This window comes from Streptomyces marinisediminis (genome assembly GCF_026262575.1).
GTDB lineage: Bacteria > Actinomycetota > Actinomycetes > Streptomycetales > Streptomycetaceae > Streptomyces > Streptomyces marinisediminis.
In genome coordinates, this window is record NZ_JAPKFL010000016.1 from 141,623 (window position 1) to 156,669 (window position 15,047).

General features: G+C 72.9%; 11 protein-coding genes and 1 pseudogene. 7 read left to right on the top strand and 5 right to left on the bottom strand.

Translation table 11 applies throughout. The features are described 5' to 3' along the window. Positions 1 to 12 precede the first annotated feature (12 nt). Both OSB71_RS15310 and OSB71_RS15315 read left to right on the top strand, forming a co-directional pair. Positions 13 to 501: a DUF1203 domain-containing protein gene (locus tag OSB71_RS15310; protein ID WP_265948586.1), complete on the top strand. Its 489-nt coding sequence runs from the start codon at positions 13 to 15 to the stop codon at positions 499 to 501. A gap of 682 nt (positions 502 to 1,183) precedes the next feature. After that, positions 1,184 to 1,927 carry a VOC family protein gene (locus tag OSB71_RS15315; protein ID WP_265948558.1) on the top strand — a complete coding sequence of 248 codons (744 nt, stop codon included), beginning with the start codon at positions 1,184 to 1,186 and terminating at the stop codon, positions 1,925 to 1,927. A 267-nt stretch (positions 1,928 to 2,194) separates the two neighbouring features. Here the strand turns inward: OSB71_RS15315 and OSB71_RS15320 are convergent, their stop codons facing one another. After that, complete coding sequence (locus OSB71_RS15320; RefSeq protein WP_265948560.1) at positions 2,195 to 3,055, bottom strand: EamA family transporter; 861 nt, start codon at positions 3,053 to 3,055, stop codon at positions 2,195 to 2,197. A gap of 73 nt (positions 3,056 to 3,128) precedes the next feature. Here OSB71_RS15320 and OSB71_RS15325 point away from each other — a divergent pair, with 73 nt between their 5' ends. Beyond that, on the top strand, positions 3,129 to 4,040 hold the full coding sequence (locus OSB71_RS15325) for a LysR family transcriptional regulator (protein WP_265948561.1): 912 nt from the start codon (positions 3,129 to 3,131) through the stop codon (positions 4,038 to 4,040). Positions 4,041 to 4,357: 317 nt separating this feature from the next. On the opposite strand, the gene OSB71_RS15330 is transcribed toward OSB71_RS15325, so the two are convergent. Next, positions 4,358 to 4,888 (bottom strand): TerD family protein, encoded by a 531-nt coding sequence (locus OSB71_RS15330; protein WP_265948563.1) that lies wholly within the window; start codon positions 4,886 to 4,888, stop codon positions 4,358 to 4,360. Positions 4,889 to 5,710: 822 nt separating this feature from the next. Between OSB71_RS15330 and OSB71_RS15335 the strand changes: the two genes are divergently transcribed. From OSB71_RS15335 to OSB71_RS15340, 3 genes and pseudogenes are all read left to right on the top strand, one after another. After that, positions 5,711 to 6,697 (top strand): PucR-like N-terminal domain-containing protein, encoded by a 987-nt coding sequence (locus OSB71_RS15335; protein WP_265948564.1) that lies wholly within the window; start codon positions 5,711 to 5,713, stop codon positions 6,695 to 6,697. Positions 6,698 to 6,709: 12 nt separating this feature from the next. Beyond that, positions 6,710 to 6,898: pseudogene (locus OSB71_RS24660) on the top strand (helix-turn-helix domain-containing protein); the annotation flags it as partial. A 23-nt stretch (positions 6,899 to 6,921) separates the two neighbouring features. Then, the gene (locus OSB71_RS15340) at positions 6,922 to 9,189 is read left to right on the top strand and encodes an ATP-binding protein (RefSeq protein WP_265948565.1); all 2,268 of its coding nucleotides are present in this window, start codon (positions 6,922 to 6,924) and stop codon (positions 9,187 to 9,189) included. 93 nt (positions 9,190 to 9,282) lie between these two features. Here the strand turns inward: OSB71_RS15340 and OSB71_RS15345 are convergent, their stop codons facing one another. The 3 genes from OSB71_RS15345 to OSB71_RS15355 form a co-directional block, all read right to left on the bottom strand. Further along, positions 9,283 to 10,179, bottom strand: a complete 897-nt coding sequence (locus OSB71_RS15345) for an alpha/beta hydrolase family protein (RefSeq protein WP_265948567.1) — start codon at positions 10,177 to 10,179, stop codon at positions 9,283 to 9,285. A gap of 111 nt (positions 10,180 to 10,290) precedes the next feature. Then, a complete protein-coding gene (locus OSB71_RS15350; protein WP_265948568.1) occupies positions 10,291 to 11,691 on the bottom strand; it encodes an alpha/beta hydrolase domain-containing protein in 1,401 nt (466 codons plus the stop codon). A gap of 224 nt (positions 11,692 to 11,915) precedes the next feature. Next, the gene (locus OSB71_RS15355; protein ID WP_265948570.1) at positions 11,916 to 12,878 is read right to left on the bottom strand and encodes an alpha/beta hydrolase; all 963 of its coding nucleotides are present in this window, start codon (positions 12,876 to 12,878) and stop codon (positions 11,916 to 11,918) included. Positions 12,879 to 13,548: 670 nt separating this feature from the next. Here OSB71_RS15355 and OSB71_RS15360 point away from each other — a divergent pair. Further along, the coding region (locus OSB71_RS15360) for an SLC13 family permease (RefSeq protein WP_265948571.1) at positions 13,549 to 15,047 on the top strand (1,499 nt) is incomplete at its 3' end.

Consider the following 15,047-nt stretch of genomic DNA (forward strand, 5'->3'; position numbering starts at 1 on the left):
CGTACCGGCCGACTGCCATCGCCCCCCCGCGTTCTCGACGAGCTCCGCCGACGCGACGACGCCGGCGCGGCCCCCCGCCCCTACGCGTACGACCCGGACGGAGCGCCCTTGCGCTGCTGCTTGCGCCGCAGCCGGGCGGGGGAGAGGGTCTCGCTGGTGTCGTACGCTCCGCTGCGCCGGTGGGCGGCGGAGGTGGGCGCCGACCCGGGGGCCTACGACGAGGTGGGCCCGGTGTTCGTCCACACCGGCCAGTGCGCGGGCCCGGACGCGAGCTCCGGCCATCCGTTCGCCGAGACCGGGGCGCGGCGCGTCCTGCGCCGATACGACGGCGAAGGCCGGATCGCCGGAGGCACGCTCGTGCGGCTGCCCAACGACCCCGGCCACGCCCGGGCCGCCGTGGACCAGGCCCTGCACACGGCCTTCGCCGACCCCGCCGTCGCGCTCGTGCACGTACGGGCGGTGGAGTACGGCTGCTTCCAGTACGAGGTACGCAGGCCCTGATCACCGACCAGGGCCACGGCCTGCGTGGCACGCGCCCGTCACGGCCCCCGCCCTGACGGGCACGCTCGGAACAGCGGCTCCCCGGCGAACGGTGAGCGCTTCCCGACCCGCTGGCCACGGCACGGTGCCGCGCGAAGCGGTCGATGCCGCACTCGACCCGGTGCCGAACCCACTACTCCGCCGCGTCGCATGCGGGCGGGCCACCGCCGCGCGGGCGTCCGAGTCCGCGACGGCTCGGCTCGACGTGACGGGGGCGAGGGGCGCGACGAGGAGGCCCCGCGCGTCCCCGAGTCCACCGCGCCGACCCCAACCCACGCCCGGCCGTCCGCGCCCGCTCCCTCCTCCGGGCGTCCCGGAGGACGAGATCACCCGGTCGTGCACGCGTCACGCTGCCGGTGAGCCGGTTCCCGAACAGCTCGCGCCCGTCCTGCGCGCACGTCGCGGTGACCGTCAGGGAGGGTTCCCGGGTCCTCACGCCCCTCACGCCACACGCCCGCTCGCCGCGGACGATTGAACGGCGCCGCCGCCCTGGTGGACCCCTCCCGGCCACGGCCTGGCCGTAGGCCAGGAGGGCCGTGACCCCCGCTCCGGCCCGGTGGGGAGGCTGTGCTCGGCTCCCGGTCGTCCGTCCGAACGCAGCGGTGACGAACGGCAGTTCGCCACTTCTGGATAGGCTGGCGGCATGGCGCTGCACCTCTTCGAAACGAATCTCAAAGCCCGGGATGACGCGGCACTGGGTCGGTTCTGGGCGGAGGCGCTCGGCTGGCGTGTTGCCGGCGAGGGGTCCGGTGCGACCAGCGTCAAGCCCTTGGGCCCCGCCTGGCCGGACGCCGCCGCCGTCCGCGTCGACGTCGTCGCCGTCCCGGACCCCGAGACGGTGAACTACCGCGCGCACATGGAACTCGCCACGACCTCCGCCGCCCACCACGCGGAGTTGGTCGCGCGCCTGGAGGAGCTCGGTGCGACGCCTGCCGATGTGGCCCGGGGCGACCTCCCGAGGACAGTCCTGGCCGATCCGGAGGGCAACGTGTTCTGCGTCCAGGAGCCTGGGGAAACCTACCGGGGCACCGGGCCGATCGCCGCGGTGGTCGTCGACTGCGCGAACCCGCGGGCCATGGCCCGGTTCTGGGGCGAGGCGATGGACTGGAAGCTGCACGAGGCGACCGACGATCATGCGCTGCTGCGCTCCGCCACGGGTGTCGGCCCGTGTCTGGAGTTCGTCCGCACGCCCCATCTGAAGGTCACGCGGCACCGCCTCCACCTCGACCTGGCGCCCTACCCCTTCGAGAGCGACGGTCAAGTGGCGGAGGCGGCCCGGCTTGAGGCCCTCGGCGCGACACCGGCCGACGCGGGCCGGGGTGACTTCCCGTGGAAGATCCTGACCGACCCGGAAGGCAACGAGTTCTGCGTCCTCGGTCCGGCCTGACGCGGAGCCTCCTCGCCCGCTCCGCCGCACCCCCGCCACCGGACTGGTCCCTGACGGCGTCCCATCACAGCCCCCGCCGCCTGGGCCACGCCTCCACCGGTACCACCCAGCCCGCCGACACATTCGCCGACGACGGGTTCCGCACCCGCCGGCGCTGCCGTGTCCGGCGTCGGCATCGAGGGCGCACTGCTTCGGTGCGCGTGGGCAGGCGGACCAGGCGGCGGTGTCGCGGACGGCGACCCCCTGTGGTGGAGGACCCGACGAGCGTCACCGGCAGGTCGCCGGCGGTTCGGGTGACCGCTCGGGTTTCCGTCGGACCACCGTCCCGGCGCTCGCCGTGCCCACGCAGGCCAGGGCGGCCCATTGCGCCATCCGCAGGTGCTCGTCGAGGACCAGCACTCCCGCGAGGCCGGCGCTCGCCGGCTCCAGGCTGACCAGCACGCCCACCGTCCTGGTCGGCAGGCGCCGCAGCGCCGCCAGTTCCAGTGAGTACGGCAGCACGGCCGAGAGCACCGCGACCACAGCCCCGGTCAGCAGCACGTGGGGAGCGAGCAGGCGCGTGCCTGGTTCGACCACGCCCAGCGGTACCGTCAGTACCGCGGCCCAGGCCAGCGCCAGGGCCAGTGGTCCCCCGCCCGCGTCCTTGGCCCCCGCCTTCTTGCTCAGCAGCAGGTAGGCGGCCATGCAGGCCCCTGACGCCAGAGCGAGAAGCACGCCGCCGAGCGGGAAGGCGGCGCCGTGCGGAGCGTAGAAGAGCCACACGCCTCCGCCGGCCAGGACGGCGCATCCCGCGTCGCGGGGGCGGCGCGAGGTGAGCAGCGCAAGGGTGATCGGCCCGAGGAGCTGGAGTGCGCTGGCCAGTCCCAACGGCAGGAGGGTCAACGCGGGGTAGATCAGGTTCATCCCCGCGATGGCGGTACCGAAGCCGAGTATCGGTCCCGCGTCCGTGCGGCTGCGGGGCAGTGCAGGCCGGTACAGGAGGAGCAGGAGAACCGCGGCCAGGCCGAGGCGCAGGGCCAACACTCCCGACGCGCCGACCACGCCGGCGAGTTGTTTGCCGATGGCCTGCCCGAACTGGATGCTCAGCACGCTCCCCAGCATCAGCGCGGGCGCTGGAAGCTTCGTCATGACTCCAGGCTTGACGCCGGAAGCATCCACGTCCAGCAAAACATTTTGCCGCTGACCGTTTAGGCTGGACTACATGATCGACCACCGGCTGCACGTCCTGCGGACACTCGCCGAGCACGGAACGGTGACCGCGACCGCCGCCGCGCTGCACCTGACCCCTTCGGCCGTCTCCCAGCAGTTGCGTCTGCTGGCCCGTGACCTGGAGGTGGAACTGCTGCGGCCCGAGGGGCGGCGAGTGCGGTTGACACCGGCCGCGCACATCGTGCTCCGGCACGCTGACGCGCTGCGGCTGCGGTGGGAGGAGGCGCAGGCGGAACTCGCTCAGCAGAGCACGGTCCTTGGGGGCACGCTGCGGCTGTGCGGGGTCTCCTCCGCGCTGGCGACGCTCGCGGCCCCGGCCGTCGCCGGGCTGCGGAAGGCGTACCCGCTGGTAGAGCCACTGGTCACCGAGGAGGAGAGCACCGAGTGTTACCGGTTGTTGCTCGCTGAGGAGGCGGATATCGCTCTGGTGCTGCCCGGCCCGGACGCGCCGCCCGTCACCGACCCCCGCTTCGAGCAGACACCGCTGACGACCGACCGTCAGGACCTGCTGGTCGCCGAAGGCCACCGGCTCGCCCGGCCCGAGGGAGTGCACCTCCTGGAAGCGGCCGACCAAGCGTGGATCGTGAAGAAGCACAACAACGACACCTTCCCCCTGGTGGCAGCGGCGTGTGCGGCCGCCGGCTTCACCCCCCGCATCACCCACCAGGTCAAGGAGTGGTACGCGGTGTCCTCGCTCGTCGCGGAAGGGCTCGGGGTTTGCCTCATACCCAGGATCGTGCCGCTGCCCCAGCACCCGGTGACGCGGGTCCCGCTGCTGGGCGGATCGGCTCCCGCACGCCAGTTGCTGACCGCCGTGCGGCGCGGCAGCGCGGGGCACCCTCTCGTCAAGGCGGGCCTGGAGGCGCTGCGCTCCACGGTTTCGCCGCACGCTGTGGGCGGCTGACAGTCCGTCGCCGCCCCCTCCTCCACAGGGAGCCCGTACCGCCCCGCTCGCCGCAGGACTGTGCCGCTACCAGCACAGTCCTGCGGGCTGCGAGCGCGGGGCTCCGGCCGCCTTCGGCGCGAGGTCTGGCGTTGCTGATCTTCGGTCGGGGGTCCCGCTCAGGCGAGCCGCCGTGAACTGGCCGACGCCGGGTGGGCTTTCGTGCAGCCGCTCCTGCCGCGGTCCGGGCGGGGGCCGCAGACGGCTGGACGACCGGACGGTCCGCACCGGGCTCGCGTGGAGGTTCCGTACCGTCGTGGGCGCCCTCCCCACCGCCGTCAGGCGTGCTGGGCGCCCATGAGCCGGGTGAAGGACTGCGGGTCCGTGTCGAAACCACGGACGGCGCGGCGCCGGGTCCATGTGCCGCCGGAGTCGCGGACGAACTCCACCAGCGTCGCGGCGGTCGCGTCGGGGACGTCCCCGAAGTCGTGCGTCTGCAGTTCGCTGTAGCCCTCGCGGACGGCGAACTCGGTGTGGGTGACGTCGGCGAACGTCACGTGCCCGCCCCCCTGTTGTATGACGACACCCACGACCACGCGCCCGTAGGCGGACGAAAGGCGATCGAGCTCCAGCGTCATCGATTCGTCGGTCCCGAAACCCAGGCCGTTCCGGCTGTCCCTGTCGAGCGTGATGGTGCCGTCCGGGGACCGGCTGTCGAAGTGCGCCAGGTAGGCGGGTGTCCCGTAGAGGTCCTCCGTCCCGTAGACGGCGGCGATGATGTCGAGGTCGTGCTCGGGGGCGTCGGCGGCGCTCGGGTCCCACTTGAGCGTCACCTCGACCTTGCCGAGCCCCTTGTTGAGATTGCTCACCGCATACCCCTTCTCGTACGGTCCAGGTCCAACTGCCCCAGGCCACCGGCCCCGTGTTCATGATGTCACGTGGCGTCAACACGGAACACGGGATACGGAACGCGGTATGTGGAGCGGTGGCCGCCGCCGTACGACCCGTCCCGGAATGCCTCTGCCGAGTCGCCGGCCCTGGCGCGTGAGCCGCGGTCCTCGCCGACGGTCCGGAGAAAGGCAACGGCGAGCCTCGCCCCGGTGCGAAGGCGAAGCGGATCGACACGGCCGACACCCCGAGGGCACTCGCCGGGAGCGCTCGGAGCTGACCGACGCCGCGCACCGGCCCAGCAGGACGCCCCTGGCCGACCGAGAGGCCCCACCCGGGTCCGGGTCGCCGCTCACCTGGCCCCAGGCGGGGGAGGAGCACCGCACGGGGCCGACCGTCCGGCAGGCTGCGTCTCCCGGGCCCTGCACACCGCCCGGCGTGCCCGGCCCCCGAGCGCTCCGAGCGCGCGGCGGCCCCGCCAGGCCCGGGGCGACCCGATGTACCACACATGTCCGGCCGGCGGACGCCGGGCGGATCGCCGGCGAGCGGCTCGCAGCGAGACCGAGGCGGAACGCCGCGCCGTGCGCCGGCCTCGGAGTCGGCCTCACCGTCGGGATGACGGTGCCCTGAGGCACCGGGGAAGCACCGAGTCGCCGCTCGCCCGCCGGTTCCGCGCGTCCGTCCCGCGCCCCGGTGACCGGTCCGGCACCGCGGATCTGTACGACGTAGGTAGTTCTGCGGATAGCGCGGCGTACGGCGCTGGGGGAACGTTGCGCCGACCGGAGCCAGGACGGGAGTCACAGGTGGAGATCGCACTGCAGAACGAGATCCTCGACAGGATGGCGCGTCCCGACGCACTGGAGGTCGCGGCGGAGGCGACGGCCAGGATCCGCCAGGAGATCCCGGCGTTGCGGCGGGTCCGATCCCTGGACGGCCTCGTCGAGCGACTGGTCAGGCATCTCCTGGACGCGCTGGTCGATCCCGAGTGCACGGGCGACGACGTTCTCGCGCTGGCACGCGACACCGGGGCGCGGACGGCGGCCCGGGGACAGCACTCGGGCGAGCTGCTCGCGGCCGTACGGCTGGTCGCGGGAACCATCGTCGTCCGGCTGACGGAATACCTCGACCAGCAGGACGTGTGCGTCGGAGCCGGCACGGTGGGCAAGATCGCACAGGCGGTGTACGCCGCGGCGGATCGCGTGGCCGAGGCCGCTGTCACCGGTTACGTCCGTTCCAGGTCGTACGCGTCCGACGGGCCCGAGGGGCGCCGGCGGAGGTTGCTCAGCCTGCTGCTGAGCGACAGCCCACGGCGGTCGGAGCTGGAGGTGGCGGCCCGGAGCGCGGGCTGGCAGCTCCCCCGCAGGGTCGCGGTGGTCGCGCTGCGGCATGGCGCCCCGGTCGAGGGACGGCTGAGGTTCCCGCCGGAGGCCCTGCTCGGGCTGCAGATGGAGAGGCGCTGCCTGGTCATACCGGAGCCGGACGCCCCCGGGCGGCGTCACCGGTACGAGACGGCGCTGCGCGGGCGGCCCGCGGTGATCGGCCCCACCGTGGAGGTGACGGACGCGGCGACCTCGCGGCGCTGGGCGACCCGGACGCTGGAGCTGCTGCACGGCGACCGCGCCGTCGCCGACGGTGACTGGCCGGTACGCGCCGTCGACATGCTCCCCCGGCTGATGACGTCGTGGAGCGCCGACCTGGTGGACCTGGCGGCGGACGAGCGGCTCGCCCCGCTTGTGGCCACCCGACCCTCTCTCCGGGAGGAGCTGGAGGCGACTTTGCTGGCACTCTAGGAGTGCCACTTCAAGGCGGACCGGGCGGCCGCACGCCTGCATGTCCATCCGCAGACCGTGCGCTACCGGCTGCGGAAGCTCGAAGGTCTCTTCGGCCCCGGGCTGTACGAACCGGGGAACCAGCTCGAACTGCACCTTCTCCTGTACGCCCGGTGTTCGCGCCGCCGTGCCCGGCGGCGCGACCGTTTTGAAGCCCGTTGACCGGACGGCTACGCTCGGCCGAAATGAACCTGCCGCGCGACGCCACGCCCTACATCGGCAGACGGCGCGAGTCGGCCGAGGTCCGTGCCGCGTTGCGTCCGGGACGGCTCGTGACGCTCACCGGTCCCGGCGGCGTGGGCAAGACCCGTCTCGCCCGGGCGGTGGCGGCGCAGACGGCCCGGGAGTTCAGCGGCGGCGCCGATTTCGTCGATCTCACCGAGCTCCGCGACGGCACGCTGCTGCCCGACCTGGTCGCCACTCGTCTGGGGCTGCGCAATCAGTCCGGCCGGGCCGCCCTCGGGCTCGTGGTGAGCCATCTGCGCGAACAGGCACGCCTGCTGGTGCTGGACAACTGCGAGCATGTGGTGACCGCGGTGGCGCCCTTCGTCGCCGCGGTCCTGGCCGAATGCCCCCGGGTGGTCGTGCTGGGCACCAGCAGGCAGTCTCTCGGGGTGGTGGGGGAGCGCGTCCTGCGGGTCGATCCGCTCGCCGTGCCCGGCGAGGGCGCGGCGGCTTCCCCGCCCGAACTGGTCCGGTACGACGCGGTGGCCCTCTTCGCGGAACGTGCCTCGGCCGTGGTGCCGGACTTCCGCCTCACCACGGACAACAGCCTCGCGGTGGTACGGATCTGCCGACGGTTGGAGGGCCTGCCGCTGGCCATCGAACTCGCCGCGGCCCGGCTCCGGTCCCTGTCGCCCCAGCAGATCGCCGACCGGCTCCGGCGGCGGCTGCCGCTGCTCACCTCCGGCCCGCGCACGGCTCCGGAGCGCCAGAGGACGCTGCGCGCCACGATCGACTGGAGCTATTCCCTGTGCTCGCCGGCCGAGCGGGCCGTCTGGCGGCGGGCGTCCGTCTTCGCGGGAACGTTCGACCTCGCCGCCGTCGAGCATGTGTGCACGGGCCTGGACGCCGGGGGCGAGGACGTCCTCGACGCCGTGGAGGGCCTGCTGGACAAGTGCGTGCTGCTCCGCGAGGAGCACGAGGGCGTCGTCCGCTACCGCATGCTGGAAACCCTCCGCGAGCGGGGCCAGGAGCTCCAGGAGGAGGCCGGTGAGAAGGTACGCGTCTCCCGCAGGCACCGGGACTGGATCGACGAGCTGACCGCGCTGGCCGACGCGGAGCTGATGAGCGCGGAGCAGTCCGCGTGGTTCGGCCGGCTGCGGCTGGAGCACGCGAACCTGCGGGCCGCCCTGGAGTGGTCTCTGTCCGAGGCCGGCGAGGCCGGTGCGGTGCTGAGGATCGCCGCCAGGCTCGACGAGTACTGGTGGTTCTTCGGCCACAGCCGGGAGTGCCGCCAGTGGCTCGACCGGGCGCTCGACATGACCGCGCCCGACCACCCCGACCGGCTGTGGGCCATGGCGGTGTGCGCGCTGCACACCGTCTGGAGCCTGGACCTGGACGGTGCGGCCGCGCGGCTGGACCGGGTGGAAGCGCTGGCGGCGGCCCGTGGCGACGAGCTGGTCACGGCCTTCCTCACCTATGTACGCGCGCTCGCCGCGCAGATCGGGGTCGACCCGCGGGCCGCCGAGCTGGCGGCCGAGGCCGCCGAGGCGTTCCGCGCCCAGGGCGAGGTCCGGCGGGAGATGCACCCGCTGTGGATCTTCGGGGTGACCTCCGGTTACCGCCGGGGCGACCTGGTCGAAGGCAGGCGCGCGCTGCACCGGATGGCCGCGCTCTGCGAGGCCCGGGGGGAGACGCACTACCTCGTCATGGCCCAGTTCGGGCTGGCCTATCTGGAGGTGGAGCGCGGTGACGTCGGTGCGGCCGAGGACCTCGCCCGCAAGGCCCTGCACCACCAGATGAGGATCGGCGCTGGCCCCGGTGCCGCCTATCTGCTGGAAGGCTTCGCGTGGATCGCCGACCGGAAGGGCGAGTACCAGAGGTCGGCCACCCTCTTCGGCGCGGCGGCGACGCTGTGGCGGGCCTGCGGGTCCGATCCGCAGGTCGCGGTCTCCGGCCCGCATCGCGCCCACCGGACCAGCACGCTGGCCGCGCTGGGGGAGCACGCCTTCGCCCAGGCCTTCGCGGCCGGCCGGAGGATGACGGAGGCGAGCGCGGTACGGTACGCGCTGGGCGGGGCGACGGGCGAGGACCCGGGCCGGCCCGAGGTGCTGACCGCACGGCAGTGGCAGATCGCCGACCTGGTCGCCCGTGGCATGTCCAACCGGGACATCGCGGCGACGCTGGTGATCTCGCAGCGCACCGTGGACAGTCACGTACAGAACATCCTCGACCGGCTCGGCGCCCGCAAACGGGCCCAGATCGCCGTCTGGTTCGCCACGCACGGGTGACTCCCACTCCCGGCGTGGCTGGCGGCCAGAGTCCCGGCCGGGGAGCGCGCCGCACCGCGCTCCCCGGCCGGGAGCGCCGGGGGAGGGGACGGCTCAGGTGCAGTGGGTGCTCCGGTACTCCTCGATGGTGTCGTTGTCCGCCTGCGGCGGCGGGCACAGGAACCGCTCGTAGCGGCTGTCGTTGTCGACCTGGAGCTTCAGCCAGGACACGGTGTACTGCGCGAGGGTGCCGTCGAAGCCGGTCGGGGTGAGGTGGGTACCGTCGTTGAGCTCCAGATACGCCTTGTCCCGCGACCCGTGGCTCTCATAGAACGGCTCGGCGTGTTGTCCCACGGGGGTGACGCCGTCGTTCTCACCACCGAAGATCATGGTGGGTACCGTGGTGTTGGACCAGCTCTTCCACCAGTGGTACGGGGTGATCGGGAGGCTCGCCCGGAGGGTGGGACGGAGGTACGAGGCGCGCAGGGCGCCGCCGCCGCCCATGGAGTGTCCGGCGACGGCCAGGCGGTCGGGATCGACCCGGTCCTTCACGGCGCTCCGCTCCGTGATGTGGTCCAGCGCGTCGAGCAGTTGCTCACCGCGCGCGTCGGGCTGGTCGTACACGGACTCCGTGTCGATGGTGAAGACCACGAAGCCATGCGAGGCCAGCGTCCGGCCGTACCAGGAGATGGAGTCCTGACGGCCGGTGTACCCGGGGGAGACCGCTATGGCGCCGAACGTACCTTCGCTGTCGTCGGTCGGGTAGTAGAGCGTCCCGCCGTCGAAGGTGGGCTGGTCGGGCACGGTGGCCGTCGCGATCTCGAACGGCCCGTCCTGCTGCCGCAGGGCCTCGGCCGTCGGGACGGGCCCGCGCGGGAACTCCGGCTCCGCCGCCGCGTCGGCGGCGGAGGCGGGAGTCAGGCCGGTGGCGCACAGCGCCGTGCCGAGGGCGACCGCACCGGCGCCTTTCGTCAGCCGCTGGTACGCGCGGGGACGGGAACGGTGCTTCATGGTGACCTCCTGTGGTCGTCCGAGGTGGGGGGTGTCGGCGGTCGCCGGGTGGTGCTCGGTGGCCGCTTCCCGACTGCCCGGTGGGTGCCGGGCGCTTGCCGGGGTGCTGGGTCAGGGGACGTCGGCGGAGGCCGCCTCGCGCAGCACCGCCCGCCCGTCCGCGGGGGTCAGAAACCGGTCGGCGACCAGCTGCCGCACGGAACGGGCGACCGCCCGCACGTAGCTGCCGTGCGAGGGGTAGAGCTCCCTGAGGCGTTCGTGGGTGAAGGGCACCTCGTGCCCGGCGATGGCGCAGAACGAGGCCCCCGTCGAGCTGCCGTTCCAGGTGCTGGTGGGTACGTCGAGGTAGGGGGAGCGCAGTCCTCCGCGTACGTTGCCGAACCGGTCCAGGACCGGCTCGCCGTCCGCGACCTCGATGGGCTCCGCGCGCGGTGGGGCGACGCCGTGCCGGACCCACCGGTCGAGGTTGCTGAGCATGGCGTCGAAGAAGATGTGGCCCGGCAGGCGGCTGCGCGGCCCCTCGTCGCACGCCATGGGCGGGACCTTGCGGCCGGCGGCCTCGATGTCGGCGCCGGACGCGGAGTACAGCAGCTCCTCGGGGGTGGCGTGCCCGGCACCGGCCATCTCGTAGTAACGGAAGCGGTCGCCCGGTGTGTCGCTGTCGGGGCGCCGGGCATCCCTCCCCGTCAGATAGTCGGACTGGGTCATGACGTGCATGATCGGCACGCCCACGTCCCGGAACCGCTGACGCGGATCTCCCGGCGGCGGAGCCGCGGCACACTGGTTGACCGGCATGGCTCCGACGAACCGCCCGCCGGAGGCCGCGACGATGTAGCCGTCGAACAGGGGCCGACCGAGGGCGCGGACGTCCAGGGGGTGCACGGCACCGATGTAGGTCTGCAGATAGCCGCCGGTCTGCGAGTAGCCGAAGCCGTAGAGCTTTTGCACGCCGCGCACCGGACTCGTCCCCCGGTCGCTGCGGAGCAGCGCGCCGACCTGCCGGTACATGTCCCAGACCAGCCCGTTCTCCGTCGCGCGCGAACTGTCACCGGGGAACAAGGACTGCAGGTCCGTGCAGTTGCGCTCGTCGTGCAGCGGCAGCGGATTGGCCATGGAGAGCGCTCCGTAGCGCTGCGGGTCGAAGTTCTTCAGCGCCTCGACGGCCACGGGCTTGGCGGTGATGCCGACCCAGGCGTCCCCGTTCCGCACGATCTGGCGGCGCATGGCGGCCCAGCCGATGTTGAGGTCGAACATGTTGGAGGGGTTGAGCATCTCGACCACGACGTTGCCGCTGAACCGGCGCGGGTTCTCCGGCTGCCGCACCAGCATGCGGGTCGTGTAGGGGGCGTCGCCGGTCCGTACTCGGGCTGGTCCCGGTTCCGGCCAGTCGTAGACGTTGGCCCTGCCGGAAACGAGGTACTCCCCCTCGGTGTAGCCGTAACGCTCGAGACGCTCCGGTACGCGCTGATGGGCCGCCCCGCCGAAGGCGTGCGAGGCGCCGGTCTGCGGCACGGGCCCCGACACATCGGGCAGGGGGATCCCCGGGGCCCCGTCTACGTGGAGCGTGGCGCTGTCGGCGGGCGCGGCAGGTGCGGCGGACGCGGTCGTGACACCGCCCGTCGCCACCCCGAGAAGGACGGCCGCGCCGAGCGAGAGGAGTACCGGGTGGTGGCCGGCCCGCCGCCGTCCTGACACGGGGCCGGCGGGCGAGAAGATGGGGAGGAGTGCGCGCACGGTCAGCGCTCCGCGACGAGGTGGTCGGCGAGGAAGTCCAGTGCGGTGGGCAGCCCGCTGATCCAGTACGACCACTCGTGGGCGCCTTCCCGGGACATGAAGCGGTGCTCCACCTTCTTACGGGTGAGCGCCATGTGCAGGTCGGCGTTCCCCGCGAAGAACTGGTCGTAAGCGCCGCAGTCCAGGTACCAGGCGGTCCGCGAGAGGGTTTCCGTATCGGTGCGGTTGATGGTGTCGAGCACGTTCCACTGCCGGTAGAGGTCGTTGAGCCGGTCCCGCCCCCTCAGGTCGGCGCCCCAGGCACGGGCGTAACGCCAGTTGTATCCCTCCAGGTCGAGCGCCATGTGCTCGGCGTCCGTCCGGATGCCCGCGCTGAGCGCGAACGACGCCGCGAACCACCCGGGCGCACGCAGGGCGAACGACAGCGCGCCGAATCCCCCCATGGAGAGGCCGCCCAGGCTCCTCCGCTCGGCCGCGCCTCCCGCGTGGTAGCGGTCCTCGATGTGGGGCAGGAACTCCTCCATGATCATGTCGGCGTACCGAAACGAGCCGTCCGCGTCGTTCATGTAGTACGTCGCCGGCTGCCGGTCCCCGGGCGTGGCCGGGTCGCGCCGCGCGTCGGGCATGGCCACGACCAGCGGGGGGATGCGGCGACGGGCGATCGCCCGGTCCAGAATCCGCCGGGCCTGCCCCAGCCGCAGCCAGTCGGTGTGCGAGCCCCCGAGCCCGTGCAGCAGGCAGAGCACCGGATACCTGCGCCCGCGGCGACGGCCGGGCGGGAGGTAGAGGGAGTACAACACGTCGGTACCGAGCACGCGGCTGCGCATCGACACCTTCTCCAGCACACGTCCGGCCGGGCCGCCCCGGGCCTGGGCCTGGGCCTGGGCCTGGGCCGGGACGGTGCTCATGCCGGACAGCGCCACGGCCGTGGCGCCGGACGCGGTCAGCAGGGATCTACGTTTCACTGCGGGTGCTCCTGTCTGGAAGAAGCGGCCTGTCCTGCGGCAGTGCCGTCGAGGTGCCGGCCGAAGTACCGGCCCGGGCGGGCCGCGGCCCTGGGTACGGCCGGATTCGCTGATCACCGTAAGGACCGTCCGCGGAATTCCGTTGTCCGGCACCGACAACGTTTCCGTGGACGTTGTCCGGCGGGCCTGTCGGCTATGCCGCAGCCGGACCGCACCCTCCCGCCGCCGGCCGGGTCCGCAGGACAGGGCGGTGACCTGGGCATCTCGCCCGTCACCGCGTCCGGGCCCGCCTTCCTCGACGCCGCCTGCCTCGCGGCCGGGCGGCCCTCCACGGCAGCGCCGTCGCGGTCACCTCGCGCACGGCGGCGGTCTCACCGACGTCCACCTGGTGCTACTTTCCTCGTCCGCCGGCGGCACCCCAGACCGCGCGGCGGCGAGGTCACGACGGGGAGAGCGGGACGGAACGGAGGGGACCGGTGCTGGTCCACGGGCTACCCCCGCGGTCGGCGGTGAGGCACACCACCCAGCGCCCCCGCGCAGTCGGCACGTCCGCCGGCGTCCGTCCGTCCGTCGGCCGGTCCGCACGAGCACCGTCGCCGGCCGGTCCGCACGTGCACCGTCGACCTCGGCCTATGGCATCCACCAAGAACCACCTGACGAGGGAGCGCGTATGTCAGTGACCGAGGCCGAGAGCCAGCCGGGGGACGCCCCCGCCCGCGAGGTGGCGCCGCGCCAGTGGATCGGCCTCGCGGCCGGGGTGGTGCTCGCGCTCATCGTGCGGTTCGTGCTCCCCGACTCGCTGTCCGCGGACGGCAAGAGCGTCGCCGCGGTGGCCACCTTGATGGCCGTGTGGTGGATGACCGAGGCCATCCCGCTGGCGGCCACCGCGCTGGCGCCGCTGGTGCTGATGCCGCTGCTGGGCGTCGCTCCCGTAGGGGACGTCGCCGCTCCCTACGCGAGCGCCACCATCTTTCTGTTCATGGGCGGCTTCATCATCGCCCTGGCCATGACGCGGTGGAACCTGCACACCCGGTTCGCCCTCGGCACCGTGCTCCTCGTGGGCACCAGTCCGGTACGGATGATCGGCGGCTTCATGCTGGCCACCGGCCTGCTGAGCATGTGGATCTCCAACACCGCCACCGCCGTGATGATGCTGCCCATCGGGGTGGCCGTCCTGGGCCTGGTCGCCCAACTGCGGGACGGGCGTCAGGACCCCAACTTCGCCACCGCCCTGATGCTCGGTATCGCCTACGCGGCGTCCATCGGCTCGCTCGGCACGGTCATCGGTACCCCGCCGAACGCCTTCCTGCAGAGCCACCTGAAGGCGGAGTACGGCATCGACATCAGCTTCTTCCAGTGGATGCTCTTCGGCGTGCCGGTAGCCGCCGTGTTCCTGGTGCTCGCCTGGCTGGTGCTCACCCGGGTGGTCTTCAAGCCGAAGATCACCGAGATCGCCGGGGCCCGCGAGATGATCGAGGAACGCAAGCGGGCGCTCGGCCGCATGGACCGGCCCCAGTGGACGGTGCTGGCCGTCTTCGCCGGGGCCGCGGCGTCCTGGGTGCTGGTCGGCGTCCTCAAGCCGCATGTGACCTGGGTGGCGGAGCACACCTCGGACGCGGGCGTCGCGATGCTGGCGGCACTGCTGCTGTTCACCCTGCCCGCCGAGCGGGGCGGCGGCAGGCGGGTGCTCGCCTGGGAGGACACCCGGGATCTGCCGTGGGGCATCCTGCTGCTCTTCGGAGGCGGGCTCAGCCTCTCCGGACAGTTCGGCGCGGACGCCAGCGGGCTGGGCCCGTGGATCGGCGACCAGGTCGGCGGACTCGACGCGCTGCCCGTTCTGCTGCTGGTCCTCGTCATCGCCGTGGTGATCCTGCTGCTGACCGAGCTGACCAGCAACACCGCCACCACCGCCACCTTCGTCCCCATCATGGCGGCGGTCGCCGTCGGGCTCGACCAGGACGTGATGCTCCTTGCGCTGCCCGTGGCGCTCGCCGCCACCTGCGCGTTCATGCTCCCGGTCGCCACCCCGCCCAACGCGGTGGTCTTCAGCTCCGGCCACGTGACGATCGGACAGATGATCCGGGGCGGAGTCCTGCTCAACGCGACCGCCGTCATCCTGGTGACGCTGGCCGTCTACACCACCGGCGTATGGGTGTTCGGCATCAGTCT

What these genes read in the sequence shown, in the direction of transcription:
- OSB71_RS15320 (WP_265948560.1), bottom strand. Translation starts at nt 3,055, where the DNA reads ATGACGAAGCTTCCAGCGCCCGCGCTGATGCTGGGGAGCGTGCTGAGC.
- OSB71_RS15340 (WP_265948565.1), top strand. Translation starts at nt 6,922, where the DNA reads ATGAACCTGCCGCGCGACGCCACGCCCTACATCGGCAGACGGCGCGAG.
- OSB71_RS15345 (WP_265948567.1), bottom strand. Translation starts at nt 10,179, where the DNA reads ATGAAGCACCGTTCCCGTCCCCGCGCGTACCAGCGGCTGACGAAAGGC.
- OSB71_RS15315 (WP_265948558.1), top strand. Translation starts at nt 1,184, where the DNA reads ATGGCGCTGCACCTCTTCGAAACGAATCTCAAAGCCCGGGATGACGCG.
- OSB71_RS15325 (WP_265948561.1), top strand. Translation starts at nt 3,129, where the DNA reads ATGATCGACCACCGGCTGCACGTCCTGCGGACACTCGCCGAGCACGGA.